General features: G+C 56.6%; 22 protein-coding genes. 9 read left to right on the plus strand and 13 right to left on the minus strand.

What is annotated here, in order from left to right; all coding sequences use genetic code 11:
- Genes AK59_RS0121090 through AK59_RS1000000125060 form a run of 3 tightly spaced genes read left to right on the plus strand, consistent with a single transcriptional unit; the run spans position 1 to position 4,204 of the window.
- Positions 1 to 2,484, plus strand: coding sequence for a fimbria/pilus outer membrane usher protein (locus AK59_RS0121090; RefSeq protein ID WP_081852467.1), 2,484 nt, complete (start codon positions 1 to 3; stop codon positions 2,482 to 2,484).
- 26 nt (positions 2,485 to 2,510) lie between these two features.
- Positions 2,511 to 3,047: a helix-turn-helix transcriptional regulator gene (locus AK59_RS0121095; RefSeq protein WP_029883746.1), complete on the plus strand. Its 537-nt coding sequence runs from the start codon at positions 2,511 to 2,513 to the stop codon at positions 3,045 to 3,047.
- 14 nt (positions 3,048 to 3,061) lie between these two features.
- Positions 3,062 to 4,204 (plus strand): fimbrial protein, encoded by a 1,143-nt coding sequence (locus AK59_RS1000000125060; RefSeq protein WP_156037811.1) that lies wholly within the window; start codon positions 3,062 to 3,064, stop codon positions 4,202 to 4,204.
- 71 nt (positions 4,205 to 4,275) lie between these two features.
- On the opposite strand, the gene AK59_RS1000000125065 is transcribed toward AK59_RS1000000125060, so the two are convergent.
- The 5 genes from AK59_RS1000000125065 to AK59_RS1000000125070 all read right to left on the minus strand — a co-directional run bounded on the left by AK59_RS1000000125065 (position 4,276) and on the right by AK59_RS1000000125070 (position 7,524).
- A complete protein-coding gene (locus AK59_RS1000000125065) occupies positions 4,276 to 4,632 on the minus strand; it encodes a hypothetical protein (RefSeq protein WP_156037812.1) in 357 nt (118 codons plus the stop codon).
- A gap of 433 nt (positions 4,633 to 5,065) precedes the next feature.
- Complete coding sequence (locus AK59_RS0121105) at positions 5,066 to 5,398, minus strand: SMR family transporter (protein ID WP_029883747.1); 333 nt, start codon at positions 5,396 to 5,398, stop codon at positions 5,066 to 5,068.
- 115 nt (positions 5,399 to 5,513) lie between these two features.
- Positions 5,514 to 5,936 (minus strand): DUF2000 domain-containing protein, encoded by a 423-nt coding sequence (locus AK59_RS0121110; protein ID WP_029883748.1) that lies wholly within the window; start codon positions 5,934 to 5,936, stop codon positions 5,514 to 5,516.
- A 9-nt stretch (positions 5,937 to 5,945) separates the two neighbouring features.
- Positions 5,946 to 7,250 (minus strand): branched-chain amino acid transport system II carrier protein, encoded by a 1,305-nt coding sequence (brnQ, locus tag AK59_RS0121115; protein WP_029883749.1) that lies wholly within the window; start codon positions 7,248 to 7,250, stop codon positions 5,946 to 5,948.
- Positions 7,251 to 7,341: 91 nt separating this feature from the next.
- Entirely contained in the window at positions 7,342 to 7,524 is a 183-nt protein-coding gene (locus AK59_RS1000000125070) for a hypothetical protein (protein WP_154819466.1), read from the minus strand.
- Between the two features lie 324 nt (positions 7,525 to 7,848).
- On the opposite strand from AK59_RS1000000125070, the gene AK59_RS0121125 reads away from it, so the two are divergent.
- Positions 7,849 to 8,301 (plus strand): SgcJ/EcaC family oxidoreductase, encoded by a 453-nt coding sequence (locus AK59_RS0121125; protein WP_029883750.1) that lies wholly within the window; start codon positions 7,849 to 7,851, stop codon positions 8,299 to 8,301.
- A gap of 38 nt (positions 8,302 to 8,339) precedes the next feature.
- Here the strand turns inward: AK59_RS0121125 and betA are convergent, their stop codons facing one another.
- From betA to betI, 3 genes are read right to left on the minus strand one after another with little or no spacing between them, the layout of a single operon-like run.
- Positions 8,340 to 10,004: a choline dehydrogenase gene (gene betA / locus AK59_RS0121130; protein ID WP_029883751.1), complete on the minus strand. Its 1,665-nt coding sequence runs from the start codon at positions 10,002 to 10,004 to the stop codon at positions 8,340 to 8,342.
- A gap of 13 nt (positions 10,005 to 10,017) precedes the next feature.
- Positions 10,018 to 11,490, minus strand: a complete 1,473-nt coding sequence (gene betB / locus AK59_RS0121135; protein ID WP_029883752.1) for a betaine-aldehyde dehydrogenase — start codon at positions 11,488 to 11,490, stop codon at positions 10,018 to 10,020.
- A 13-nt stretch (positions 11,491 to 11,503) separates the two neighbouring features.
- Entirely contained in the window at positions 11,504 to 12,091 is a 588-nt protein-coding gene (gene betI / locus AK59_RS0121140; protein ID WP_013097647.1) for a transcriptional regulator BetI, read from the minus strand.
- A 128-nt stretch (positions 12,092 to 12,219) separates the two neighbouring features.
- Between betI and betT the strand changes: the two genes are divergently transcribed.
- Together betT and nadS are read left to right on the plus strand one after the other, a co-directional pair.
- Entirely contained in the window at positions 12,220 to 14,253 is a 2,034-nt protein-coding gene (gene betT, locus AK59_RS0121145) for a choline BCCT transporter BetT (RefSeq protein ID WP_029883753.1), read from the plus strand.
- 138 nt (positions 14,254 to 14,391) lie between these two features.
- Positions 14,392 to 14,676, plus strand: coding sequence for a NadS family protein (gene nadS, locus AK59_RS0121150; protein ID WP_013097645.1), 285 nt, complete (start codon positions 14,392 to 14,394; stop codon positions 14,674 to 14,676).
- An 80-nt stretch (positions 14,677 to 14,756) separates the two neighbouring features.
- On the opposite strand, the gene entD is transcribed toward nadS, so the two are convergent.
- Both entD and AK59_RS0121160 read right to left on the minus strand, forming a co-directional pair.
- Positions 14,757 to 15,404, minus strand: a complete 648-nt coding sequence (gene entD, locus AK59_RS0121155; protein WP_029883754.1) for an enterobactin synthase subunit EntD — start codon at positions 15,402 to 15,404, stop codon at positions 14,757 to 14,759.
- Positions 15,405 to 15,566: 162 nt separating this feature from the next.
- Entirely contained in the window at positions 15,567 to 17,807 is a 2,241-nt protein-coding gene (locus AK59_RS0121160; protein ID WP_013097643.1) for a TonB-dependent siderophore receptor, read from the minus strand.
- A 67-nt stretch (positions 17,808 to 17,874) separates the two neighbouring features.
- On the opposite strand from AK59_RS0121160, the gene fes reads away from it, so the two are divergent.
- From fes to entF, 3 genes are read left to right on the plus strand one after another with little or no spacing between them, the layout of a single operon-like run.
- Positions 17,875 to 19,152 (plus strand): enterochelin esterase, encoded by a 1,278-nt coding sequence (gene fes / locus AK59_RS0121165; RefSeq protein ID WP_269319538.1) that lies wholly within the window; start codon positions 17,875 to 17,877, stop codon positions 19,150 to 19,152.
- 10 nt (positions 19,153 to 19,162) lie between these two features.
- On the plus strand, positions 19,163 to 19,375 hold the full coding sequence (locus tag AK59_RS0121170) for an MbtH family protein (protein ID WP_013097641.1): 213 nt from the start codon (positions 19,163 to 19,165) through the stop codon (positions 19,373 to 19,375).
- Positions 19,372 to 23,232 (plus strand): enterobactin non-ribosomal peptide synthetase EntF, encoded by a 3,861-nt coding sequence (gene entF, locus AK59_RS0121175; RefSeq protein WP_029883756.1) that lies wholly within the window; start codon positions 19,372 to 19,374, stop codon positions 23,230 to 23,232. The genes AK59_RS0121170 and entF overlap by 4 nt, the downstream gene beginning before the upstream one ends.
- Positions 23,233 to 23,315: 83 nt before the next feature.
- On the opposite strand, the gene fepC is transcribed toward entF, so the two are convergent.
- Genes fepC through fepD form a run of 3 tightly spaced genes read right to left on the minus strand, consistent with a single transcriptional unit; the run spans position 23,316 to position 26,109 of the window.
- Positions 23,316 to 24,116, minus strand: coding sequence for an iron-enterobactin ABC transporter ATP-binding protein (gene fepC, locus AK59_RS0121180; protein ID WP_020684607.1), 801 nt, complete (start codon positions 24,114 to 24,116; stop codon positions 23,316 to 23,318).
- The gene (fepG, locus tag AK59_RS0121185; RefSeq protein WP_029883757.1) at positions 24,113 to 25,105 is read right to left on the minus strand and encodes an iron-enterobactin ABC transporter permease; all 993 of its coding nucleotides are present in this window, start codon (positions 25,103 to 25,105) and stop codon (positions 24,113 to 24,115) included. The genes fepC and fepG overlap by 4 nt, the downstream gene beginning before the upstream one ends.
- Entirely contained in the window at positions 25,102 to 26,109 is a 1,008-nt protein-coding gene (gene fepD, locus AK59_RS0121190; RefSeq protein ID WP_029883758.1) for a Fe(3+)-siderophore ABC transporter permease, read from the minus strand. Before fepD ends, fepG begins: the two co-directional genes overlap by 4 nt.
- Positions 26,110 to 26,211: the final 102 nt, after the last annotated feature.

A 26,211-nucleotide genomic window follows, 5' to 3' on the forward strand; every position in this document is an offset into this window, starting at 1 on the left:
ATGAAGAAGGGATTATCGGTATGGCCACCGCTTTCAGGCGTGGCTTGCGGGGTGATTTCTGCGCTGTTTTTCTCTTCCGGCGTTCAGGCTGACGATGACATACAGTTTGACAGTAATTTTTTGCGCATCTCACATCCGGAAAAAGTCGACCTGTCGGCGTATATGAAAAACGGACTGCCGGCGGGCCGGTACCGGGCGGATATTTACCTGAATAATAAGCTGGTCATGATCGATGATATTCGCATTAGCGGAAAAGAGACTGACTCGCAGAGAATTCTGTTGTCGCCAGCGACCGTCGCAGGATTACAGTTAAAACAGAACAGACTGTGTGTAAATAACGACGGCCAATGGTGCGATCTGCAGGCTGTCCTGCCAGAAAGCCATCTGGAATTTAACGGCGGCAGACAGCGGCTTGATGTCAGTATTCCCCAGGCCATGCTGCAGCATGCCGCGCGCGGCCAGGTAAGCCCGGCGCTCTGGGATGCCGGGATCCCTGCGCTGTTACTGGGTTATAACGTGAATGGCTACCGTAGCGAGAATAGCGGCGGAGAATATAACAACCTCTATGCGGCGCTGAACGGTGGGCTGAATATCGGCTCCTGGTATTTTCGCCATAACGGGACGTTAAGCTGGCAGCAGCAGAATGGCACGCAGCAGAAAAAATATACCGTGCTCAACAGCTACGTGCAGCATCCACTGGCGGGTATTGAGGGAAACCTGACGTTAGGGGAATCGAACACCTCCGGGCAGCTATTTGACTCTGTGGCGTTTACGGGGGCATCGGTCGCTAGCGATGACCGGATGCTGCCCGCCTCCCGGCGGGGGTACGCGCCGGAGATCCGTGGCGTGGCGCAAACCAACGCGAAAGTGATGGTTCATCAGAACGGTAAACTCATTTACGAGACGTCCGTTTCGCCCGGGGCCTTTGTTATCAACGATCTGTATCCGAGCGGTTATGGCGGCGATCTGAACGTCACGGTACGTGAGGCGGACGGTTCACAACATTTTTTTGACGTTCCCTATGCATCGGTTGCGCAGCTGCTGCGTCCGGGAACACACCGTTACAGCGCGACGGGGGGCAGGCTGAGGGGGGATTATCTCAGTGAACGTCCGGCATTTGGTGAAGTGACCTATCAGCGGGGGCTGACGAACCGCCTGACCGGCTCAGGAGGGATACAGGCGACGTCATTTTATCAGGCCATGCAGGCCGGCTTTGCGGTGGGAACGCCTGTCGGCGCGGTGTCATTCGATACCACCTGGTCGCAAACCCGGCTAAGAGAACAGACGCTGCGGGGAGAAAGCATCCGGCTGAGTTACAGCAAATTTATTCCGGCGAGCCAGACGCAGTTTTCCCTGGCTACCTGGCGATACTCGACGGGAAATTATCTTTCTCTGATGGATGCCGCCCTTTTACATCAGCAGCGGCCTGGTGAGGGAACAGACGGACGGACAGGTAAAACCCGCAATCGTATGACGCTGACCCTCAACCAGGGGTTACCGGATAAATGGGGACAGCTGTATGTGACGGGTATCCTGCAGGATTACTGGGGCCGAAAAGGCCACGACCAGCAGTATCAGGCGGGCTACACCCTGACCACGGGCAGGGTGAACTGGAATCTGGGGGTTAACCGCAGCCGCACGGCCGGGGGCGATTTTCAAAATATCTGGACACTGAGTTTCAACATGCCGCTGGGAGGGATCTCCTCGCCGCTGCTTACCGGGCAGATGTCGCGTGACGGCCAGGGACATTTCAGCGAGCAGGTTGCGCTCTCCGGCAGTGCAGGTGAACGACAGCAATTTAGCTGGAATGCCGGGGCATCGCATCAGCATCAGTCGGGAGATTCCGGGCAAATTGGCGGCACGTGGACCGGGCCGGTTTCCACCCTCACGGCAAACTACGCCCAGGGTCAGGCGTGGAAAAGTGGCTCTCTGGGAATGAGCGGTACCGCAGTCGCGCATTCCGGCGGCGTGACTTTCTCTCCCTGGACCGGCAACACCTTCGCGCTGGTGGAGGCGAAAGGTGCTGAAGGGGCTGAAATACCGGGCTACGCCGGAACGCGCGTTAACCGTGCTGGTTATGCGCTGGTGCCAAATCTGATGCCCTATCAGAAAAATAGCGTGTCGATAGATCCCACCTCGGTAGAGGATGACCTGGATCTCGACAGCACCAGCCAGCAGGTGATCCCGTACGCGGGTGCCGTGGTGAAAGTGAAATATCGTGCCGCTGAAGGCGTGCCGGTACTGGTGACGGTACGCCGGAGCAACGGAGAAGGTGTGCCTTTCTCGGCTCGTGCCATTGATGCCAGTCATCAGACAGTGGGATATGTCGGGCAGGGGGGGCGCCTGTATGCCCGTCTGACGCAGCAAAGCGGGGTTCTGGAACTTCGCTGGGCAGATGACGCAGCGTCCCGCTGCAAAATGAAGTATTCGCTCCCGTCCACGGCGGGGAAAAAACTGCTGACCTTCAACGCAATCTGTAATTAATACGACGTAACAACGTCAGGACGCTAATGAAAGTTTTAGTTTGTGTATTTACTGATAATGAATTTTTCTTTTCAGCCATGGTGGAACTGATCGCCTCGCATCCACTTTTAGCGAAAAAATATACGCTGTGTAAAATCCGTTCAGATGAGACTGGTGCGTGGATGCGGACAGCCAATAATGAACATATGATTATTGCAGGGCCGGACATGGAATCGCTGGTCAGAATTTTTTGCCTGGAAAAGCAATGGGATTATTTGACCGCGCGTTACAATGCCCGCGAAATGCAGGAGTTTCTGTCCCGGAGAATAAACCGACAGTATGAAGCAAAAAAACACCTTGTACGAACAAGAACACACTTAAAACTTTCAACGCAGGAGTTGCGCGTGCTGTCCTGGTTTATTCTTGGGATATCGCCGCATAACATGTCCAGACACTATGGTTTATCAATTAAAACGATCAGCACCTATAAGCGGCGCCTGATGGATAAACTGTATATTAAATCTGATGCCGAGCTGTTTAAGGTGGGCTTGATGTATCAAACATACCGTAACCATTTTGGCTGATTGATGAGGGTTGAATGAACATTTCCGTAAAGGCAGGGGCGGTGATATTTCTGTTTCTGATGGTAATTTCAAAAGCGGTAATGGCTGTAACCTGTTCACTAAGCAGTACGTCATCTTTTAAGGGGGGGAGTATTGTTTCGACACCATTGAATTATGCAAAAATTTCAGTAAGTAATGATATGCCTGATGGTACAGTGTTATATCAGCAGCGATATCGGCCTGGATTTAGTAGTGTTACTGTGAATTGTGATAAAGCGGAGTCGTGGTTTTACATAACAACCATGACAAGTACCCCTCAGCCTTTATCTGGTTGGTCAGGCACGGTAATACCATCGGAAAGTACATCATGGGCTTCATGGGCAGGAAAAATTTATGAAACAGGGCTCCCGGGTGTTGGATTAACTTACTCTATGCTTAGTGCCCATAGTGCTATTCCTGCAGATATAGGGAGTGGTTCGTGTGTTGCCAGTACCAGCTGTACTGAATCGAATTCTATGTTGAGCATCTATCTTACTTTAGTAAAGACTGGCCCGGTAAGTCCAGGCGTAATAAATGCTGCTAATTTCCCTACAATGAATATGGCTTTAGGCAGAAAGACCAGTGCCGTAGACCTGTTCACATTATCATTTTCTGGTTCCATAGATGTGTCACTCCCGACCTGTACTACGCCAGATTATACTATTTTACTCGGAAAATGGACCACCAGTAGTTTTAACGGAAAAGGTAGTACAACTCCTTGGGTCCAGTCAGATATACATCTAACCAATTGCGAAGTATTTAATGGAAGCCAGGTGACCTCCTGGGATAATGTATCGTCAGATAATGGCACCATTTCTACAGGCACATTTAAAAATAACGCATGGTCTATATCATTTTCATCCGTTAGCTCACTAATTGATGCTACTAATGGGATCATGTCAGTTGATAATAGTACATCAGATGCCGCTACGGGAATTGGGATCCAGATTAGTGCAGGAGATGTTGCTACTGCAGATACAAATATCATTGATTTCGGCCTCCCGATTACCGGAGGACTTCCTTCTGATGGTACAGGTAGTATAACCATTCCCCTTTCTGCAAGATATATCCAGACAGAAGATAGTGTTACGGCAGGAACTGCAAACGGGAAATTAATTTATACGATAAGCTATCTTTAGCGTGATTTGATCTGCCAGCAGCGCCTAAAAAAGCCTCTGCTAAAAGAGGCTCAGGCAATCTTTTCTCACTGTTATGGCGTTAAGCGTGTTTTGCCGTGAGGGCAGGTTTTGAAAATGCATCGTGTTGTCGAAGCGCAATACGGGGTTTCAGGCTCTCTGTCACCCGGGCAGCTGGACATGTTGTGCATGACTCGCCAGAGTGTCGGACTGTATTTATCAATTTGTATAATGTTTACGGTGCGTAATTTTTCGGAAATAATAAAACCGTTGTTGTTAACCGTAATTTTATCACCCGGTTTGATAAGATAATCACCTTTATACCACAATAAATATTTATGGTTATGTTGCGTGATTATTTTGGTAAAGAAGGTGCCTGTGATGGGACTGACAATAGTGCCTAATGAAATCCATAATTTTGTTATTTCCACTCATCTACCTTTTTAACAAATAAAATACTCTATAAATACAGTTTAGCCACCTCAGTAGAGAGTACATAATAGTTATTGCCTATTCATAAGATTAACGCTGATAAGCATCTGATAAATCTGCTGTCAAATATACGACAATACTTTACATTGATAAAACATTACGTTGAATATTTAACAAAAGTAATAATATGTTTGTGCTGCGGTGGTAATAAATGATTAAATATTAAACGACAGTCCGGATTTAATGTTCCTCCCACAAAGATAACACCTCCTCAACGTTTCTTACGCCATCTCGAAAATAATTAACATGACGTTTTTCGATAAAAAAGACCTCAAGGGATAAGAGGAGGAACAGCAACACCACAAAAATAACGAGAAAATTTTTGATCATAATTTGTACCGTATGACGTAAAACCAGGCGGGATAGCGCTTTTCAATGACCTGATGAATTCGAAAACAGGTTTATCACCACCACACCCGCAATGATCAGCCCCATCCCTGCCAGGGCGGCCATATCCAGTTTTTGGCCATAAACAACCCATCCCACCAGACTAATCAGGACAATTCCGGCTCCTGACCATATCGCATAGATAATGCCCGTCGGTATGGTTCGCATGGGAATGGTTAACGACCAAAACGCAAGAAGGTAGAAAAGAACCGTAACGGTGGCAGGCCATAGCCGGGTAAAGCTGTCGGATAATTTTAATGCTGTTGTTGCAATAACTTCACAAACAATTGATATAAAAAGAAAAAGGTAGCTATTCATATAAAGGCCTGTCACAACATACTTCTGTATCACCCAAATCGGGTGGAAAAATAGTATCAACACTTAGTTGTAAATTAAACTTAGTGTTTAATTTTGTGTGAGCCAGCGCACCTTCTCAGGCCAGCTTAAAAACAGAAAATTTTCTGGTTATCGGCGCTATCGCTTCCGTATCCCCGTAGAGCGCAATGGCGACGAATTCCAGTGCTTCAAGCGTGGTTTCTTTCGTTGCCTGAATCTGGGCTTCAGAGGAGGGGCCAAGCATCGTCGTCGTAAAGAAATTAAACGGGATCCCCGCTTCCTGAGATTTCAGTGCCGCGGTTTTTAACTGATTGCTGTTTTTGGCCTGCAGGATCACGACCGGGTAATGGCTAAGATAAGCATTCAGCCCGCTTTCAGCGTTTGGGTAGTCATGGAAGAGGACATCATCCGCCTTGCGCATGATCCCGGCGGCCAGGTGGGCCGTGGCATTCAGCAGCAACGCCGGATCCTGCGTGCGGTTAACAACGACATAGAGTTTTTTTTGATTGTCTTCAAACATCTCGATTCCTCAGTGATTTTTTGATTTATACCGTAGCTGGTCATTCACGAACGTTACGCAAAGTATGCCGACAGCAGGTAGCAGCCAGGCCAAACCCTGATTATGTAGCGGCATCCTGGCACTGAGCGTTGTCAGCCATAAGGGGCCGCCCGCGGCGCTAAGTGCCTCAGCCAGACCAAACAGAAAGGTAACGAATGCCGCAGGGACAATGACCCGCGCTGGTGAGTGGAAGGTTGTTCGCATGAAAAAGGTCACGATAAGTACAACAAACACCGGATAAATCGCCGTCAGAACCGGCACCGATAACGCAATCAATTGGGTCAACCCGATATTCGATATCAGCATGGAGACGATGGCAAAAAACCAGATGCAGGTTCGATAGCTAAAGCGGGTATGGTCGCTGAACCAGGCGCCACAGGCCGATGTCAGCCCGACAGCGGTAACCAGGCAGGCAAGGGTCATCAACACCCCCAGAAAAATGTCGCCGCCAGGCCCATAGCTAAAGTGGACATAAGCACTGAGCACCTGAGCGCCGTTTGTTGCCCCATCAGTCAGCCCGCTGCTACTCAGGCCAAGCCGGAACAGGCCTGCATACACCACGACAAGGCCCACGCCTGCAATCAGGCCGGAACAGAACGCATAACGAGTAATAAGGCGGGGAGAGGTCACCCCTCTGGATTGAATCGCTCTGACAATCACCAGCCCAAAGACCAGGGCTGCCAGCGTATCCATCGTCAGATAACCATTGGTGATCCCCTGAGAAAAAGGGGAGGTGGCATACAGACCCTGTGGAGGCAGGGGAGCCCCCGCTGGTACGAGCATCGCCGTGATTGTCAGTACCAGAAGCGCCACGATTTTCAAAGGCGACAGGAACTTGCCTACCGTATCGAGAAGGCGGCCGGGATGAAGGGAGATCAGAACGACCAGCGCGAAAAAGCTCAGGCTCCACCAGGCTAAGCCATACGCGCCAGGATGATAATGTTGTAATGCCAGTTCGTACGAGACGGTGGCGGTTCGCGGAATGGCGAACAGCGGTCCGATACAAAGATAACAGGCAATAGTCAGGACCAGACTGCAGAGGCGTCCGGTGGGCTGGGTTATTGCCTGCAGCGATCCGCCGGCTTTCGCCATGGCAATGGCGGTCATCACCGGCAACCCGACACCCGTCAATAAAAAGCCCATTGCGGCATACCAGACGGATGTTCCTGCCTGTAAGCCGATCAGGGGCGGAAAAATGATATTACCGGCCCCAACAAACAAGGCGAAGTTGAGAAACCCCAGGATAAAAATGTCTCTGACGCGGAAAGTTGTCATGTGGATATCGTCTTCACTCTGGTTGTCGGCAGCGCCAGAGGTTAATTATAAAACACGCCCTGAAACCGGGCGTGCCAGCCGTGCATGGGGATCAACGATGGCCGTGATGCCCATGAAAATCATGCCAGCCATGTGCATGGGAAGGATCATGGTGCCAGTGATGATGATCCGGATGATGGCGATCGGTGGAGTGATGATCCCTGATCACGCAGCCGCTGAGCATCAGGCTCAGGATAACCAGGGAGACATTCAGACATAACTTACTGTTCGGCATACTGCCATCCTCTCAAGAGTGCTTAATGAGTTGAGGGCAATGATATAGATTAAACAAAAAGTTGTAATTTCAACATTTGTTGTATGTTGAAATTAAAGGTAACAAAATTATTCAATGCGTAAAATCTTATGAAAATAAAATTACAATTTAACTTATTGTTTTTTTTGGTGGTTTTGTTTTGATGGACTTGTCTGGCGGTATAAAAACTGACCTTTTCTCTCACTTCTGTAAAAAGCGTAATAATAAGTAATGGAGATTGTCACGCAGCGGAATAAAACGGATAGTGCGCCCCACAGGAACAAAACCACATAAGGAAAATGGTTTATGAAAACGTTACTCTCTCTTGCTGCACTTCTCGGTCTTGCCTCGTCTTCTGCTTTTGCTGCCACCGCACAGGACTGTGTAAAGGCAGATAACCCGCAAATTGAAGCACTCTTTGACAGATGGAATGCCTCATTACAAACAGGCGATGCCCATAAAGTGGCGGAAAATTATCTGAGTGATGCGGTTCTGCTACCGACAATTTCAAATCAGGTGCGACTGACCGATCAGGAGCGCGTGGATTACTTCCAGGATTTTCTGAAGAAGAAGCCTTACGGGAAAATTGATAGCCGCACCATTCGTCTGGGCTGCAATAAAGCTATTGATACCGGAACGTATACCTTCACTTTCGCCGATAAATCGACCGTGACTGCCCGCTATACCTTCACCTATGCGTGGGACGGAAAAGAGTGGAAAATTTCCTCCCATCACTCTTCCGCAATGCCTGAAGGATAAGATCTGTCCCCTCTCCCTTTGGGGAGAGGGGGAACCACTCAGCGTCTTACCGGCGCTCCGTTCGCCACGTAATATGCCGCTGTACTCTTCGCCAGCGGCTCGCGCCCGCGAATGGCATCAGCAATTTTCTCACCGATCATAATGGTGGTGGCGTTCAGGTTGCCGGTGATGATCTGCGGCATGATCGACGCATCCACCACGCGTAACCCTTCCAGCCCGTGAACGCGGCCTTCGCCATCGACTACCGCCATCTCGTCATAGCCCATTTTGCAGCTTCCACACGGGTGGAAGGCGGTTTCGGCGTGGTTGCGCACAAACTCGTCCAGCTGTTCGTCGGTCTGGCACTCAACCCCCGGGCTGATTTCGCGGCCACGGTATTTGTCCAGCGCGGGCTGATGCATGATTTCGCGGGTGATGCGGATCGCATCGCGGAATTCCTGCCAGTCCTGCTCGTGGGACATATAGTTGAACAGGATCGCCGGATGCTGGTGCGGATCGCGTGATTTAATACGCACATGCCCGCGGCTTGGTGAGCGCATCGACCCAACGTGACACTGGAAGCCGTGCTCTTTCACCGCGTTGGAGCCGTTGTAGTTAATCGCCACCGGCAGGAAGTGATACTGAATGTTCGGCCACTCGAACTCCTCGCGGCTGCGGATAAACCCACCCGCCTCGAAGTGGTTGCTCGCCCCCACGCCGGTGCCGCCAAACAGCCACTCGGCGCCAATCTTCGGCTGGTTCCACCACTGCAGGGCAGGGTAGAGGGAGACCGGCTCTTTGCATTCGTACTGGAGATACATCTCCAGGTGATCCTGCAGGTTTTCGCCCACGCCTGGCAGGTCATGCACCAGCGGAATATCAAACTGCTTCAGCAGTTCCGCGTTGCCCACGCCGGAGCGTTGCAGGATCTGCGGAGAGGCAATTGCCCCGGCGCACAGCAGCACCTCTTTGTTTGCCGATGCTTTGGACGGGATGGTGCTTTCGCCTTCCAGCCACTCGACGCCCACGGCGCGCTTGCCGTCAAAGAGAATGCGATCGGTCATGGCGTGGGTGCAGATGGTCAGGTTCGGGCGCTGCTTCGCCTGGTCCAGATAGCCGCGCGCGGTGCTGGCGCGTCGGCCCTGTGGCGTAACCGTTCTGTCCATCGGGCCGAAGCCTTCCTGCTGATAGCCGTTGAGATCGTCCGTGCGCGGGTAGCCCGCCTGTACGCCCGCTTCCACCATTGCCTCAAACAGCGGGTTCACGCCCGGTTTGGAGGTGGTGACGCTCACCGGGCCGTCGCCGCCGTGGTAGTCGTTTGGACCCACGTCGCGGGTTTCAGCCTTACGGTAGTAGGGCAGGCAGTTGAGGTAGCTCCAGTGCTCCAGACCCGGCTCTTTTGCCCAGTTGTCCAGATCCATCGCGTTGCCGCGCACGTAGCACATGCCGTTGATCAGCGACGACCCGCCCAGCCCTTTACCGCGTCCGCACTCCATGCGGCGGTTATTCATATAGGGCTCTGGCTCGGTTTCGTACGCCCAGTTGTAGCGCTTGCCCTGCAGCGGGAATGCCAGTGCGGCAGGCATCTGGGTGCGGAAGTCAAAGCGGTAATCCGGGCCGCCCGCTTCAAGCAGCAGAACGGTGGTATTCGGATCTTCAGTCAGTCGTGTTGCCAGAACGTTGCCGGCAGAGCCGGCACCAATAATGATGTAGTCAAATTGCAAAAAAACCTCCCGGTTAAAATATGGACTGGAATTTATCCATCTCAACCTGGATGGACTTCACCTGGGTGTAACTCTGGAGCGTCATCACGCCGTTTTCGCGGCCGATACCGGAGTGTTTGTAGCCGCCAACCGGCATCTCTGCCGGGGATTCACCCCAGGTGTTGATCCAGCAAATACCCGCCTCAAGCTGATGAATCGCTCGATGGGCCCGGTTCAGATCGGCCGTCACGATGCCTGCCGCCAGCCCGTAGTCGGTATCGTTGGCGCGGCGGAGAGCTTCTTCTTCAGATTCATAGGTGAGGATGGACATCACCGGCCCGAAGATCTCTTCGCGCACAATGGTCATCTCGTCGGTGCAGTCGGTGAACACGGTCGGGGCGACCCACGCGCCGTTGTCAAAGCCTTCGCCCTTCAGCACGTCGCCGCCGCACAGCACGCGCGCACCTTCCTCTTTGCCTTTGGCGATATAGCGCAGCACACTGTCGCGGTGCGGGAAGCTGACCAGCGGGCCAAAGTTGGTGCTTTCATCGAACAGATCGCCCGCGCGGATGCGGCCCACGCGCTCAACAATTTTCTGCTCAAACGCGGCCTTGAACTTCGCGGGTACGAACACGCGGGTGCCGTTGGTGCAGACCTGGCCGGAGCTGAAGAAGTTGGCCATCATCGCGATGTCGGCAGCGAGATCGAGATCCGCATCGTCAAATACAATCAGCGGGGATTTGCCGCCCAGCTCCATCGTCACCTCTTTCAGGGACGAGGCCGCCGAGTTCGCCATCACCTTTTTGCCGCTGGCGACGCCACCGGTGAAGGAGACTTTCGCGATGCCCGGGTGTTCGGTCAGGTACTGGCCGGTCTCCGCGCCCACGCCCGGCAGAACGTTAAACACGCCGTCCGGCAGGCCCGCTTCGGTGTAGATTTCCGCAAGCTTCAGGGCGGTGAGGGGGGTGACTTCGCTCGGCTTGAAGATCATCGCGTTGCCCGCCGCCAGCGCCGGGGCGGATTTCCACAGGGCGATCTGGATCGGGTAGTTCCACGCGCCAATACCCGCCACCACGCCCAGCGGCTCGCGACGGGTGTAGACGAAAGAGGTATCGCGCAGTGGGATCTGGCTGCCTTCCAGCGCCGGGATCAGCCCCGCGTAGTACTCCAGCACGTCCGCACCGGTGACGATATCCACGGTTGAGGTTTCCGAATACGCTTTACCGGTGTCGAGGGTTTCCAGCTTCGCCAGTTCGTCGTTCCGCTCGCGCAGGATATCGACGGCGCGACGCAGAATGCGCGAGCGCTCCATGGCGGTCATTGCCGCCCAGATTTTTTGCCCTTGCCGGGCACTCTCGACGGCGCGATTGACATCTTCGCGCCCGGCGGCCTGTACGGTCGCCAGAACGTCGCCGTTAGCCGGGTTAATGGTCTCGAAGGTGCGACCGCTGGTGGCGGATGTATAACCACCATTGATATAAAGCTGCTGTTCTGCCATTCGGGACATAAATTCTCCTCGGTTATTCGGTCGGTAAATGCTGGCTGATAAAGTGGCTGGTGAGCGACTGGGCTACGTTTTTATCCAGCGGTTTGCCGCTTAGCGCGGCGCGCAGCCACAGCCCGTCGATCAGCGCTGCAAGCCCGTAACCCGCCTCCTGCGCCTGTTCACGCGGCAGTTCGCGGCGGAATTCGTACACCAGATTTGAAAGCAAACGGCGGCTGCTTACCTGTTGCAACCGGTAGAGCATCGGCTGATGCATGCTGCTCGCCCAGAAGGCCAGCCAGGCTTTCATTGCCGCGCTGCTGATCTGGGTTTCATCAAAGTTGCCGCCGACAATCGCCTGCAATCGTTGCTCTGCGCTGCCATCCGGCAGGGCATGCAGGCGGCTCAGAACCGCGTCGCGCAGCTGGCCGGTGATGTCGCGCATGGTCGCTTCCAGCAGGCCATTTTTATCTTTGAAGTAGTGACTGATGATCCCGGTTGAGACACCCGCCCGACGGGCGATCTGCGCGATGGTTGCGTCATGCATTCCCACTTCATTTATTGCTTCCAGCGTGGCGTTGATCAGTTGCCTGCGCCGGATCGGCTGCATCCCCACTTTGGGCATTTTTGCCACTCCATTCATCAGCGTTGGTTAACCATTAAAGCGGTTTTTGATTGGACGTTCAATATAAAATGTGTCTTAATTGTTGCGGATTTGGATTTTAATAGTTACAAAAATAGTGGGGATACTGGATGACAGATCTTTCGCAAGACAGAGAAAAGGACAAAATCAATCCGGTTGTTTTTTATACATCCGCAGGACTGATTTTGTTGTTTTCCCTGATGACGATCTTCTTTAGCGACTTCTCTGCCGAGTGGATTGGGCGCACCCTGAACTGGGTGTCGAAGACCTTCGGCTGGTACTATTTGCTGGCGGCGACGCTCTATATTGTCTTTGTTGTCTGCATTGCCTGTTCGCGCTTTGGTTCGGTGAAGCTCGGGCCCGAGCAGTCAAAACCCGAGTTTAGTCTGTTAAGCTGGGCGGCGATGCTGTTTGCCGCCGGTATCGGCATCGACCTGATGTTCTTCTCCGTGGCCGAACCGGTCACGCAATATATGCAGCCGCCGGAAGGGGCAGGGCAGACGATGGAGGCCGCGCGCCAGGCGATGGTCTGGACGCTGTTCCACTACGGACTGACCGGCTGGTCGATGTACGCCCTGATGGGCATGGCGCTCGGATACTTTAGCTATCGTTATAATTTACCCCTCACCATTCGCTCTGCGCTGTACCCCATTTTCGGTAAAAAGATTAACGGCCCGATAGGGCACAGCGTCGATATTGCGGCGGTGATCGGCACCATCTTCGGTATCGCCACTACGCTCGGGATCGGCGTGGTGCAGCTCAACTACGGGCTGAGCGTGCTGTTTGATATCCCGGATTCGCTGGCGGCGAAAGCCGCGCTGATCGCGCTGTCGGTGATTATCGCCACCATCTCGGTCACTGCCGGCGTGGATAAGGGGATCCGCGTGCTCTCCGAGCTGAACGTCGCGCTGGCGCTGGGGCTGATTTTGTTTGTGCTGTTTGTGGGCGACACCTCTTTCCTGCTCAATGCCTTAGTGCTGAACGTGGGTGACTACGTGAACCGCTTTATGGGCATGACGCTGAACAGCTTCGCCTTTGACCGCCCGGTGGAGTGGATGAACAACTGGACGCTGTTCTTCTGGGCGTGGTGGGTGGCGTGGTCGCCGTTTGTCGGCCTGTTCCTGGCGCGTATTTCACGTGGTCGCACCATCCGCCAGTTTGTGATGGGTACGCTGATTATCCCGTTCACCTTTACCCTGCTGTGGCTGTCGGTCTTTGGCAACAGTGCGCTGCATGAGATCATCCACGGTGACGCGGCGTTTGCGCAGGAGGCGATGGCGCACCCGGAGCGCGGATTCTACAGCCTGCTGGCGCAATACCCGGCGTTCACCTTTAGCGCCTCCGTGGCCACCATTACCGGCCTGCTGTTTTACGTCACCTCGGCGGATTCCGGTGCGCTGGTGCTGGGGAACTTCACCTCGAAGCTGAAGGACATCAACAGCGATGCGCCAAACTGGCTGCGTATCTTCTGGTCGGTCGCCATCGGCCTGCTGACGCTCGGCATGCTGATGACCAACGGGATTTCCGCCCTGCAGAACACCACGGTGATCATGGGTCTGCCGTTCAGCTTTGTGATCTTCTTTGTTATGGCCGGGCTGTATAAATCGCTCAAGGTGGAAGACTACCGTCGCGTCAGCGCCAGCCGCGATACCGCGCCGCGCCCGCTGGGCGCCCAGGACAGACTGAGCTGGAAGAAGCGTCTCTCGCGCCTGATGAACTACCCGGGTACGCGTTACACCAGCCAGATGATGGAGACGGTCTGTTACCCGGCAATGGAAGAGGTGGCGCAGGAGTTGCGATTACGCGGTGCCTACGTGGAGCTGAAAAACCTGCCGCCGGAAGAGGGCGAGACCCTGGGGCATCTGGATCTGCTGGTGCATATGGGCGACGAGCAGAACTTTGTCTATCAGATCTGGCCGCAGCAGTATTCGGTGCCCGGGTTTACCTACCGCGCGCGCAGCGGCAAATCGACCTACTACCGGCTGGAGACCTTCCTGCTGGAAGGCAGCCAGGGGAATGATTTGATGGACTACAGCAAGGAGCAGGTGATTACGGATATTCTGGACCAGTATGAACGGCACCTGAACTTTATCCATCTGCACCGGGAAGCGCCGGGGAATAGCGTGATGTTCCCGGATGTTTGAAGTTTGATCTGAATAACGCGTTTGAAAGTTGAGGGGCCAGATTGTTGTGAATCTGGCCCTGTACTTTTCAAATAGTGCTTATTATATCTTGAATCGGAGGTGTACTATGTACTCCTTTTTATTGTTTCAAGGTATAGAATGAGTATCTTTGATGAGTTAAAAACTTCGCTTGAAGAGGCCGTTGAGATCCATAGCGGAAGGAAAGCCGCTTCCAGGGTAACTCGCTATGAAGTCGCGGATGTTCGCGCAATCAGAGAACAGCTAAATGTTACTCAAAGCGAAATGGCGAAGGCGCTTGGCACGAGCGTTGATACGATAAAAAGCTGGGAGTCTAAACGTCGTAACCCAACCGGGCTGGCGGCGAAGGTTCTCAATGTGATTCAGAAGGATCCCGCGTTTTATAAAGCGCTTGCAGCTCAATGAGCCCCCTCATGCCGGGTGGCGGCTTCGCCTTACCCGGCCTACCGCGAGCCAACTTTGTAGGCCTGATAAGCGAAGCGCCATCAGGCTTGTAGCAGCGTCAACACGCTGTCATCCCTTTTGTGCCAGAAGAGGGTGAAACGTGTGCCCTCCGCATATTCTCCAGCCGGGTGTGAAAGCACCAGCACAAGAGTTTTATCATCTAACGCTGCGACTCTCGCACAGTCAAAACCCATGTAAATCTTTACCTGCGGAAACAGCGCTTTAAACAAACTTTCTTTCGCGCTAAACGCGAGCGTCAGCGCCTGTGCAAAAGGGTAGCCTGAACGCGTTAAACACGCCGCTTCCTGCGCATTGATGATACCGTCCTGGATTTCATGGGCTTCACGGTCGGAAAGGATCGCCTCTGTATCGATACCTACAAGGGCATGAGGATGGTGAACCACAACCGCCATCGCCTGCGTGCCGCTGTGGGTGATGCTACCCGAAAACCCCTCCGGCCAGAGCGGTTCGCCGCTGGGGCCGATGCCGGGAACGGCGTGGCCAGGTAAGGCATGCGCGGCGGCGATGCGGCCCGCCAGATGCTCGGCTTTGCGTTTGCGTCCGGCGTCAGCCAGCTGTGCGTGATGGGGGAGCCAGAGGAGATCGGCGTCGGTGAAGGTGGTGGGGTCGAAGGTGATGCGGTGAACGGTGAGGCTGGCGAGAACGAACGTGCTGTGGGTTGTGTGCATGGTTTTCCCTTCAGAATTGTGCGGCCTGTTGCCCTCACCCCGGCCCTCTCCCACGGGGAGAGGGAGCAAACACTAAAAACGGCAACGGGGTTGCCGTTTTGCTTTTACCTCGCCCTCACCCCGGCCCTCTCCCACAGGGAGAGGGAGGAGTCACTGCCTGTATCAGAATCGGGTATTCACGCTCATATACCACGTGCGGCCTGGCTCATTATAGGTATAAGCCCCTGCGCCGTACATATAGGCACCCGTCGAGGTATTCCCGGTGGTCTGGGCATTACCCGCACGCCACTGACGTTTGTCGAAGACGTTATCCACGCCGCCGGTCAGGCTGACATTTTTGGTCACGTCCCACGTCGCGCTCAGGCCAAGGATGCTATACGGGCTGACCTCGTCTTTCTCTGACCCGGTCACCGGCTGACCTTTGTAATTGTACTTCTTCGGCTGCTGCTTGCCGTACCAGGTGAAGGTCGACTGGAGCGACACATCCTGATGCACCTGCCAGCTCAGGGTAGAGTTCAGCGTGTACTCCGGGATGATCGACAGACGGTCGCCGGTCTCCTTGTTCTTGCTCTGCAGCATGTAAGTGATGTTGTTGGTCCAGTTGATGGTATCGCTGACCGGCACGTTCAGGGAACCTTCCAGGCCTTCAACCACCGCTTTCGGCACGTTCTCCCACTGATAGATATCGGTGGTGACTTTGCTGGTGGAGGTCTGGCCAATCGGCGCATAGCCCGCTTCAATCTTGTTGCGATAGTCGTTGCGGAACCAGGTCACGCCCGCCAGCCAGCCGTCGCGTTTCCACTCCAGACCAATCTCTTTGTTGATGCTGGTTTCGGCTTTCAAATCGTCGTTACCCATCATGTAGCAGCCCACGCCGTCAGAGCTGGCGTAGCAGCCCTGGCCCTTGCTGTATAACAGGTAGTTCGGGTTGGTCTGGTACAGGCTCGGTGCTTTGTAAGCACGCGCAATACCCATCTTCAGGGTGAAATCATCCCCCAGACCCTGCGACAGGTTCAGGGACGGGCTCCAGTTGTTACCCACGATGGTGTGATGGTCGAAGCGCAGCGCCGGGGTCAGCATGGTGCTGTCGGTCAGCTCCATATTGTTTTCCGCAAACAGGGAGAAAATCTCTGCGGAGGTATAGGGGCTGCGATCGTCGCTCATCCCTGGAATGGTCCCGCCCTGCAGGGTTTGCGAGAAGGAGGTGGAATCCTTCATGCGCTGCTGGTTCCACTCGGTGCCCAGCGTCAGGTTCTGGTTGACGATGAAATCAATCGGCAGGTTGATCTCACTGTGCAGCATGACGTCGGCCAGGTCGGTATCGGTGAATTTATCGCTGTTGAACAGCCCTTCGGTTCCTCCGGCCAGCCCTTCACCCAGACGCGAGTTGCGGGTGTGTTCGTACTGTGCCCAGTTGCTGGTGGTAATGCCGTTATCCCAGCCGCCATTCCACGTGACGGCGAAGTTCTGACGATAGATACGGTTGGTCTCTTTACCGTAGTTCTTCTTCACCAGCGCATTGTCGTTGTTGGTGTTCTGGGTATCACCGGCGTAGAGGTTGTTCTGGCGGCTGTAGCCCGCTTCAAACTCCAGAGACTGCATTGGCGCAAAGTCCCAACGCACCACGCCATTGATGTCTTTGTTTTCTACCCCTTCACGGCCTGCAGGCAGGGTGTTGGCATAGGCGCCGGTACGCTCGGACTGATGGCCCTGGTTGATGTCCCACGCATCGGCCTGGGTTTTGTCGAGGTTACCGTACATGCGGAAGCTGAAGTCGCCGCCCAGCGGGCCGCTCAGGCTGAAGTTGGTGCGTTTTGTGGAACCTTCATCCTTGTGTTCAGGCGCGTTCAGATAGGTGTTCCAGGAGCCGTGCCACTGGTCGTCGAATTTTTTGGTGATGATGTTCACCACGCCACCTGCCGCACCGTTGCCGTAACGCGCGGCGGCCGGGCCACGGATCACTTCAATACGCTCGATCATCTCAGGCGGCACCCAGCCGGTATCACCGCGGGTGTCGCGCTCGCCGCGCCAGCCCAGACGAATCGAATTGCGGCTGGTGACCGGCTTGCCGTCGATCAGGATCAGCGTGTTTTCCGGGCCCATACCGCGGATATCAATCTGGCGGTTGTTACCGCGCTGGCCGCTGGTGGAGTTACCGGTCAGGTTAACGCCTGGCATGGTGCGGATGATTTCAGACACGTCACGCGCGGGCGGATTTTTACGGATCTCATCGGCGGTAATGGTGGAAACCCCCGGCGCCTGCAAATTCTGCTCGGCGGCGGTGATCACCATGGTGTCTTCATGCTGCGCGGAGGCGGTGTTGTCGTCTGCCATGGCAGGCAGCGCGACGCCATAAATCCCTAAATTGACCAGCAAGGCCAGAGAGTGAATCTTCTTATTCATTGGATGTCCCGCTTTTATGGTTTCTTATGAACGCGCTTCCCACAGCGCGGGCATTACGCTATTGCAAATGCAAATAGTTATCAATAATATTATCAATAAAATTTGTCCTGAAACAAAAAAGACTGTTAAACATGAGGTTAGAAGGGTGACGGTGTTAACAACGGGAAGTGAAGCCTGGTGGCAGTCGAAAAACGGCCCGGAATGGGTGCGTGAACAGGGGAAATATCGGGTCACCTTCTGGTGGCGCGATCCGGCGGGAACGCAACACACCTCGGCGGTGAAACGCGTCTGGCTGTATATCACCGGCGTAACCGATCACCATAAAAATGCCCGCCCACAATCCCTCGAACGCATCCCGGATACCGACGTCTGGCAATGGCAGGGCGAGTTCAGCCCCCAGTGGCGCGGCAGCTACTGCTTTATCCCCTCAGAGAATACAGACGATTTCGCGCCCGATGTGTTTCACGGTGAGCAGCCGAATCGCCTGGCGCTGCGCGAAGGCTGGCGCAAGCTGCTGCCGCAGGCGATGTCCGACCCGCTTAATACCCAGAGCTGGCGAGGCGGGAGGGGACATGATGTCTCTGCGCTGGAGATGCCCGACGCTCCGGTGCAGCCCGGCTGGGATCGCCCCAATACGCCATACCGGCAGCCGGTCTGCATTGACTGGCAGAGCAATCGACTGGGCAACCGTCGTCGCGTCTGGATATTTACCACCGGCGATGACGATCCGGAACGCCCGCTGGCGGTGCTGCTCGACGGCCAGTTCTGGGCCGAGAGCATGCCCGTCTGGCCAGCGCTGACGGCGCTTACCCTCGGACGCAAACTGCCGCCTGCCGTCTACGTTTTAATCGATGTGATAGATATGGCGCATCGCAATAACGAATTGCCCTGCAACCCCGATTTCTGGCTGGCGGTGCAGGAAGAACTTCTCCCTCTTGTAAAACAACGCACGCCATTCAGCGACCGCGCAGACCGTACGGTGGTCGCAGGCCAGAGCTTCGGCGGTCTCTCCTCGCTTTATGCCGCACTAAACTGGCCGCAGCGTTTTGGCTGCGTGCTGAGCCAGTCCGGCTCTTACTGGTGGCCGCATCGCGGCGGGCAGCAGGAAGGGCTGCTTATCGCGCAACTGAAAGCGGGTGAAAAAACCGCACGCGGCCTGCGCATCGTCCTTGAGGCCGGGTGCAACGAGCCGCTGATTTATCGCGCAAATCAGGCCATTTACGACGAACTGCACACACAGCAGCAGGTTTACTGGCGTCAGGTTGACGGCGGACACGACGCGCTTTGCTGGCGCGGTGGGCTGACGCAGGGGCTGATGACCCTCTGGCAGCCGCTTATTCACTAACGGAGTCTGTATGGAATTCAGCAATCCTTTCGATAATCCGCAGGGGCAGTTTGCTATTTTGCGTAACGATCAGGGGCAGTACAGCCTGTGGCCGCAGCAGTGCGAATTGCCCGCAGGCTGGCGCGTGGTATGCGAAGCGCAATCGCAGGACGCATGCCAGCAGTGGCTGGCCGAACACTGGCAGACGCTCAGCCCCTCTAATTATGCGGGGGAGCATGCATGAACCGTCTGCCGCTTGTTGCCGCCCAGCCGGGCATCTGGATGGCGGAGCAGCTTTCCAGCCTGCCGAACGCCTGGAGCGTGGCACACTACACCGAACTGAAAGGCGATATTGACGCACCGCTGCTGGCAAAAGCCATTGCCGAAGGCATGATGCAGGCCGACACGCTGCGCATGCGCTTCACCGAGGATAACGGTGAGGTGTGGCAGTGGGTGGATGCATCAATGACGCTGCCTGAACCGGAAATCGTGAATGCCGGTTCCCATGACGCCGCCGTGGCGCTGATGGACGCCGACCTTAACCAGAACCTTCGTGTCGACAGCGGTCAGCCCCTGGCGTTTCACCTGCTGATTCAGATCGGTCCGCAACACTGGTACTGGTATCAGCGTTATCACCATTTAGTGGTCGATGGCTTCAGCTTCCCGGCGATTACCCGCCAGATCGCCGCGATTTATGCCGCGTGGAAGAGGGGCGAGCCCACGCCTGACTCCCCGTTTACGCCGTTCGCCGGGGTGGTGGAGGAGTATCAGCGCTACCGCGCCAGCGAGGCGTATCAGCGCGACGGTGTCTTCTGGGCTGAGCAGCGCAAACAGCTTCCTTCTCCGGTCTCGCTTTCCTCTGCGCCGCTGCCGGGGCGTGCCGCCACCACCGACATCCTGCGCCTGAAAATCGCCGCCGATGGCCGCGCCTTCAGCCAGCTTGCGCAGGCCGCAGGACAGGTACAGCGCACCGATCTGGCGCTTGCGCTGGTGGCGCTGTGGCTGGGCCGTCTCACCGGACGGCTGGACTACGCCGCCGGGTTTATCTTTATGCGCCGCATGGGCTCCGCTGCGCTGACCGCGACCGGCCCGGTGCTCAACGTGCTGCCGCTGTCGGTGAACATTCATCCGCAGGAGAGCCTGCCGGAACTGGCGCAGCGCCTGGCAAACCAGTTGAAAAAAATGCGTCGCCACCAGCGCTACGACGCCGAGCAGATCGTGCGCGACAGCGGGCGTGCCGCGGGTGATGAAGCCCTGTTCGGCCCGGTGCTCAACGTCAAGGTATTCGATTATCAGCTGGATATCGCTGGCGTGGAGGCCACCACCCACACGCTGGCCACCGGCCCGGTGAACGATCTGGAGCTGGCATTGTTCCCGGACGAGCAGGGCGGGCTGAGCATTGAGATCCTCGCCAATAAACAGCGCTACGATGAAACCACGCTGGCCCGTCACGTGGCGCGCCTGAATGGGATGTTGACGCAATTTGCCGCTAACCCGGATCTGCGCTGTGGCGAGGTTGAAACGGTCTCAGAGCAGGAATACAAGCAGCTTGCACGCATCAACGATACCGGGCTGGCGCTACCGTCCATCACGCTTGCGGAACTGGTGGCGGAACAGGCGAGCAAAACGCCGGACGCGCCCGCACTGGCGGATGCGCACATCGAGCTCAGCTATCGCCAGATGCGCGAGCAGGTGGTGGCACTGGCGCATCTGTTGCGTGAGCGCGGCGTGAAACCGGGCGACAGCGTGGCGGTGGCGCTGCCGCGCTCGGTATTCCTGACGTTAGCACTGCACGGCATTGTGGAGGCGGGGGCCGCGTGGTTGCCGCTGGATACCGGCTACCCGGACGATCGTCTGCGGATGATGCTGGAGGACGCGAAGCCGCCGCTGCTTATCACCACCGACGAACAGCGTCCGCGCTTTAGCGATCTGTCCATTGGGACGTTTAGTTACAACACACTATTACCGGCTGCGGATGCTGAACCGCTGCGGCTGGCGAAGCCGGAGCAGACGGCGTACATCATCTTTACGTCGGGCTCGACAGGGCGTCCGAAAGGGGTAATGGTCGGGCATACTGCCATCGTTAACCGTCTGAAATGGATGCAGGATCACTACCCGCTGACGGCGTGCGACGTGGTGGCACAGAAAACGCCGTGCAGCTTTGACGTGTCGGTTTGGGAGTTCTGGTGGCCGTTTATCGCCGGGGCGAAGCTGGTGATGGCCGAGCCGGACGCGCACCGTGATCCTCAGGCCATGCAGCACTTCTTTGCGCACTATGGCGTCACCACCACCCACTTTGTGCCGTCGATGCTGGCAGCGTTTGTCGCCTCGCTGACGCCGGAAAACGCCGACTGCTGTAAGAGCCTCAGGCAGGTATTCTGCAGCGGGGAAGCACTGCCGACGGAACTTTGTCGCGAATGGGAGCAGCTCACTCACGTGCCGCTGCATAACCTCTATGGCCCGACGGAAGCGGCGGTGGACGTTAGCTGGTATCCGGCATTTGGACCAGAGCTGGCGGCAGTTGCAGGTAACAGCGTGCCGATCGGTTTCCCGGTATGGAACACCGGGTTGCGGATCCTGGATGCGATGATGCGCCCGGTACCGTTTGGCGTGGCGGGCGATCTCTATCTCACCGGCATTCAGCTGGCGCAGGGGTATCTGGGGCGTCCGGATCTCACCGCCAGCCGCTTTATTGCCGATCCGTTCGCGCCGGGCGAGCGGATGTACCGTACCGGTGACGTCGCCCGCTGGCTGGACAACGGCGCGGTGGAGTATTTAGGCCGCAGCGACGACCAGCTGAAAATTCGCGGCCAGCGCATCGAGCTTGGCGAAATCGACCGGGCGATGCTGTCGCTGCCCGACGTGGCTCAGGCGGTGGCGCACGCCTGCGTGTTCAACCAGGCGGCGGCCACGGGCGGCGATGCCCGTCAACTGGTGGGATATGTGGTTTCTGAATCCGGTTTACCGCTGGATCGCGACGCGCTGCTTGCCTCACTCAGATCGCAATTGCCGCCGCATATGGTGCCGGTGGTGTTACTGCAAATCAGCGCGCTGCCGTTAAGCGCAAACGGCAAACTGGATCGCAAGGCGCTGCCGCTGCCGGAGCTGACCAGCAAAACCAGCGGACGCGCACCGGAAAGTGCAACCGAAATTGCCGTCTCGCAGGCGTTTGCGTCTTTGCTGGGCTGCGCGGTGAACGACATCGAAGCCGATTTCTTTGCCCTCGGCGGCCACTCGCTGCTGGCGATGCGCCTGGCCGCACAGCTCAGCCGTACGTTCGCCCGCAAGGTGACGCCGGGGCAGATAATGGTCGCCTCTACGGTCAGCAGGCTGAGTGCTCTGCTGGATTCGCCGATAAGCGACGAGCAGGCGCAGCGTCTGGGTTATGAAACCTTGCTGCCGCTGCGCGAAAGCGACGGCCCGACGCTGTTCTGCTTCCATCCGGCTTCCGGTTTCGCCTGGCAGTTCAGCGTGCTGGCGCGCTACCTTAGCCCGCGCTGGTCCATTACCGGAATTCAGTCGCCGCGCCCGGAGGGGCCGATGCAGCAGTGTGTGGATCTGGATGGGGTGATTGAACATCATCTGACTACGTTACGTGCCCGGCAGCCCCACGGGCCGTATTACCTGTTCGGCTACTCGCTTGGCGGTACGCTGGCGCAGGGGATTGCTGCGCGTCTGCGTGAACAGGGCGAAACCGTCGCCTTCCTGGGTCTGCTGGATACCTGGCCACCGGAAACCCAGAACTGGGCGGAAAAAGAGGCCAACGGACTCGACCCGGCGGTGCTGGCCGAAATTGAGCGCGAGCGTCAGGCGTTTATCGCCGCCCAGCAGGGGCAGGGCTCCAGCGCGCTATTCAACGCCATTGAAGGTAACTACGCCGACGCGGTGCGGCTGCTCACCACGGCGCACAGCTCGCGGTTTGACGGGAAAGCAACGCTGTTTGTTGCCGAGCGCACGCGAACGATGGATCCGCAGGTGGCGTGGTCGCCGTGGGTAAATGAACTGGAGGTATACAGCCAGGATTGCGCCCATGTGGACATCATTTCGCCGCAGGCGTTTGAGAAGATTGGGCCGGTGTTGCAGAAGATGTTGGGGGAGTGATTTCCCCTCACCCTAACCCTCTCCCACGGGGAGAGGGGATGGTTTGCTCCCTCTCCCTGTGGGAGAGGGCCGGGGTGAGGGCATCAGCGCGCACGCTTTCCAAGCGGCACCACCAGCGGCGTGCCCGCCACCGGGTCGTCAATAATCATGCAGCGCATGCCGTAGATCCGCTCGATAAGCGCCGGTGTCACAATCTCCTTCGGCGCGCCCTGCGCCACAATTTCGCCGTCGCGCAGTGCAATTAAATGCGTGGCATAGCGGCAGGCCTGATTCAAATCATGCAGCACCGCCGCCAGGGTGTAACCCTGCGTGCGGTTGAGCTCGCTCAGCAACTCGAGCAGATCGATCTGATGGCTGATATCAAGCCAGGTCGTCGGTTCATCCAGCAGCATAATGGAGGTCTCCTGCGCCAGCACCATCGCGATCCACGCCCGTTGACGCTGGCCGCCGGAAAGGGTGTCCACGCTCTGCCGGGCGAGGTCCGTAATGCCCGTTGCCTGCATCGCGCGGTTAACCGCGTCTTCATCTTCCTTGCGCCAGCGGGTAAACAGCGGCTGGTGCGGATAGCGTCCGCGTGAGACCAGCTCCTGCACCGTGATGTCTCCCGGCGTGGTGGCGTTTTGCGCCAGCAGCCCGATGCGCCTGGCCACCTCTTTACTGGCAAAGCGCTGGATCTGCTCGCCGTCGAGGAATACGTGGCCTTCAACCGGCGTCATCAGGCGACTGAGGGTGCGCAAAAGGGTCGACTTGCCGCAGCCGTTCGGGCCGATAATCGCCGTGAAATGGCCGTCAGGAATGTTGACGGTTAAGTCATGGGCAACGATTTTTTTGCCGTAACCGAGAGTAAGGCTTTCGCCGCGCAAGCGGGTGGTTGAATCGGTCATTTCTTGCGTGACTCCTGAACGAGCAAGACGATGAGGTAAATCCCGCCAAGGCTGACGGTGACAACGCCCACCGGAAGTTGATAAGGCATAAACAGCCGCTGGGCGCAGAGATCGGCGGCCAACAGTAATATTGAGCCGCACAGCGCCGCCTGGGTTAAGCCCCAGCGGGCCGTACCGCTAAGACGACGCGCAATGTGCGGGGCGACAAGGGCGATAAAGGAGATGGGTCCGGCAATCGCGGTGGAGGCCGCGGTGAGCAACACGGCGACCAGCATCAGCATCAGGCGCGAACGCTCAACGCCGACCCCCAGCGCACAGGCGCTGTCGTCACCCATTTCCAGCAGCCGCATGCGCCGCACCAGCAGCAGCGCGGCGATAAACATCAGCAGAATCAATGGCGCGGCTGGCCAGACTTTGCCCCAGGTCAGGCCGTTGAGGGAACCGGCATACCACAGCCCGGCCGACAGCGCCGTTTCCAGCGAAGCCTGCAAGAGCAGCCAGGTATTGAACGCCATCAGCATGGCACGCACGCCGATACCGATAATGATCAGGCGGAAAGTGTCGATACCGTTGCGCCAGGCGAGCAGCCAGATCACCAGCGCGGTCAGTATCCCGCCGGTCATCGCCGTCACGGTGATGGCCGTCAGATGCTGACCAAACAGCACCATCGCGACCAGCACGCCGCTCCAGGCACCGGTGTTGAGACCCATTACATCCGGGCTGCCGAGCGGGTTGCGCATCAGCGACTGGAAAATCGCGCCGCTGACGCCAAGCGCGGCACCCACCAGCATCGCCATTGCCACGCGCGGCAGTCGCCACTCCGTCACCACCATCGTGACAGCGCGCGGGGCGCTGCCGGTGAGCGCGTTAAACACCTGGGCGAGATCGAGCGTCACCGCGCCGCTGCACAGGCTTGCGATCGCCAGCATCAGAATGGCGATAACCAACAGCGAAACGCTGACGATCAAACGACGAGAGGGGGCCATCATGCGTCACCTCCGCGTTTACGTCGTACCAGGAAGATCAGGACCGGTGCGCCGATAAAGGCGCTGACCACCGAAACGCGCAGTTCGCCGGGAACCAGAAGACGCCCGACAACATCAGCGAACAAGAGCAGGACCGGGGTGGCCAGCAGCGTCACCGGCAGAGACCAGCGGTGATCGGCCCCCACCAGCCAGCGCGACAGATGCGGCATCATCAGCCCGATAAAGGCAATCGGGCCGACCACTGCCGTCGCACTGCCGCACAGCACGGTGATGACCACTAATCCCGTCAACTGGGTTCGCGCCACGCGGTTGCCGAGCGCGGTGGCGGTGTCGCTGCCAAGGCTCAGGCTGTTCAGCGCCCGGCTTAAACCGAGTGCCACGGCGGCGGCAATCATCACCGGGATGACCACCACCTTAAGCGTCTCCAGCGTGCGGATATCCAGCGAACCGGCCTGCCAGAAGCGGAGCTGGTCGTAAACGTCCGGGTTAAGCAGGGCAATGCCGTTAGATAACCCTTCCAGCACGGCGGCAAGCGCCACGCCCGCCAGCGTCAGACGTACCGGGCTAAGCTGCCCGCCGCCCTGGCTGCCGGTAAAGGCGACAATCAGCGAGGCCGCCAGCGCGCCGCAAAAGGCCATTACCAGTTGTTCTGAGGGAGAGGTAAACCCGAACAGCGCCGCACCAAGCACAATGGCAAAGCTGGCACCGCTATTCACGCCAAGAATGCCGGGGTCAGCCAGCGGGTTGCGGGTGAGGGTTTGCATAAGGGCTCCCGCAAGGCCCAGTGCGCCACCGGCAAGTAATCCGGCCAGGGTACGGGGCAGGCGGGCATCCAGCACGATGGTGCAGTCGGCGCTCTGACAGGTACCAAAGAGCGCATCAACAATCACGGAGGCGGGCAGCGGTTTCGCACCAACCAGCAGACTGAGCGCCATCGCAAGGATTAACAGCAGCAATAACACGGGCACAGCAACGGCGCGCACCGCAGAAGAAGAGGAAAACGACATAGCAACATCCATGATTTGATAATGATAGTGATTATCGTTATCTATCTTATTTGGCTATGTTAGCATGTGCGCCCATGGAATGGGTAGAAATAGACTCAAGGT

This window comes from Enterobacter sp. T1-1 (assembly GCF_000710795.1).
Classification (GTDB): domain Bacteria; phylum Pseudomonadota; class Gammaproteobacteria; order Enterobacterales; family Enterobacteriaceae; genus Enterobacter; species Enterobacter cloacae.

Bases quoted from the DNA above. Each gene is read 5' to 3' on its own strand.
- AK59_RS0121090 (WP_081852467.1), top strand. From the start codon at position 1: ATGAAGAAGGGATTATCGGTATGGCCACCGCTTTCAGGCGTGGCTTGC.
- AK59_RS0121095 (WP_029883746.1), top strand. From the start codon at position 2,511: ATGAAAGTTTTAGTTTGTGTATTTACTGATAATGAATTTTTCTTTTCA.
- AK59_RS1000000125060 (WP_156037811.1), top strand. From the start codon at position 3,062: ATGAACATTTCCGTAAAGGCAGGGGCGGTGATATTTCTGTTTCTGATG.
- AK59_RS0121105 (WP_029883747.1), bottom strand. From the start codon at position 5,398: ATGAATAGCTACCTTTTTCTTTTTATATCAATTGTTTGTGAAGTTATT.
- AK59_RS0121110 (WP_029883748.1), bottom strand. From the start codon at position 5,936: ATGTTTGAAGACAATCAAAAAAAACTCTATGTCGTTGTTAACCGCACG.
- brnQ (WP_029883749.1), bottom strand. From the start codon at position 7,250: ATGACAACTTTCCGCGTCAGAGACATTTTTATCCTGGGGTTTCTCAAC.
- AK59_RS1000000125070 (WP_154819466.1), bottom strand. From the start codon at position 7,524: ATGCCGAACAGTAAGTTATGTCTGAATGTCTCCCTGGTTATCCTGAGC.
- AK59_RS0121125 (WP_029883750.1), top strand. From the start codon at position 7,849: ATGAAAACGTTACTCTCTCTTGCTGCACTTCTCGGTCTTGCCTCGTCT.
- betB (WP_029883752.1), bottom strand. From the start codon at position 11,490: ATGTCCCGAATGGCAGAACAGCAGCTTTATATCAATGGTGGTTATACA.
- betI (WP_013097647.1), bottom strand. From the start codon at position 12,091: ATGCCCAAAGTGGGGATGCAGCCGATCCGGCGCAGGCAACTGATCAAC.
- betT (WP_029883753.1), top strand. From the start codon at position 12,220: ATGACAGATCTTTCGCAAGACAGAGAAAAGGACAAAATCAATCCGGTT.
- nadS (WP_013097645.1), top strand. From the start codon at position 14,392: ATGAGTATCTTTGATGAGTTAAAAACTTCGCTTGAAGAGGCCGTTGAG.
- entD (WP_029883754.1), bottom strand. From the start codon at position 15,404: ATGCACACAACCCACAGCACGTTCGTTCTCGCCAGCCTCACCGTTCAC.
- AK59_RS0121160 (WP_013097643.1), bottom strand. From the start codon at position 17,807: ATGAATAAGAAGATTCACTCTCTGGCCTTGCTGGTCAATTTAGGGATT.
- fes (WP_269319538.1), top strand. From the start codon at position 17,875: ATGCAAATAGTTATCAATAATATTATCAATAAAATTTGTCCTGAAACA.
- AK59_RS0121170 (WP_013097641.1), top strand. From the start codon at position 19,163: ATGGAATTCAGCAATCCTTTCGATAATCCGCAGGGGCAGTTTGCTATT.
- entF (WP_029883756.1), top strand. From the start codon at position 19,372: ATGAACCGTCTGCCGCTTGTTGCCGCCCAGCCGGGCATCTGGATGGCG.
- fepC (WP_020684607.1), bottom strand. From the start codon at position 24,116: ATGACCGATTCAACCACCCGCTTGCGCGGCGAAAGCCTTACTCTCGGT.
- fepG (WP_029883757.1), bottom strand. From the start codon at position 25,105: ATGATGGCCCCCTCTCGTCGTTTGATCGTCAGCGTTTCGCTGTTGGTT.
- fepD (WP_029883758.1), bottom strand. From the start codon at position 26,109: ATGTCGTTTTCCTCTTCTTCTGCGGTGCGCGCCGTTGCTGTGCCCGTG.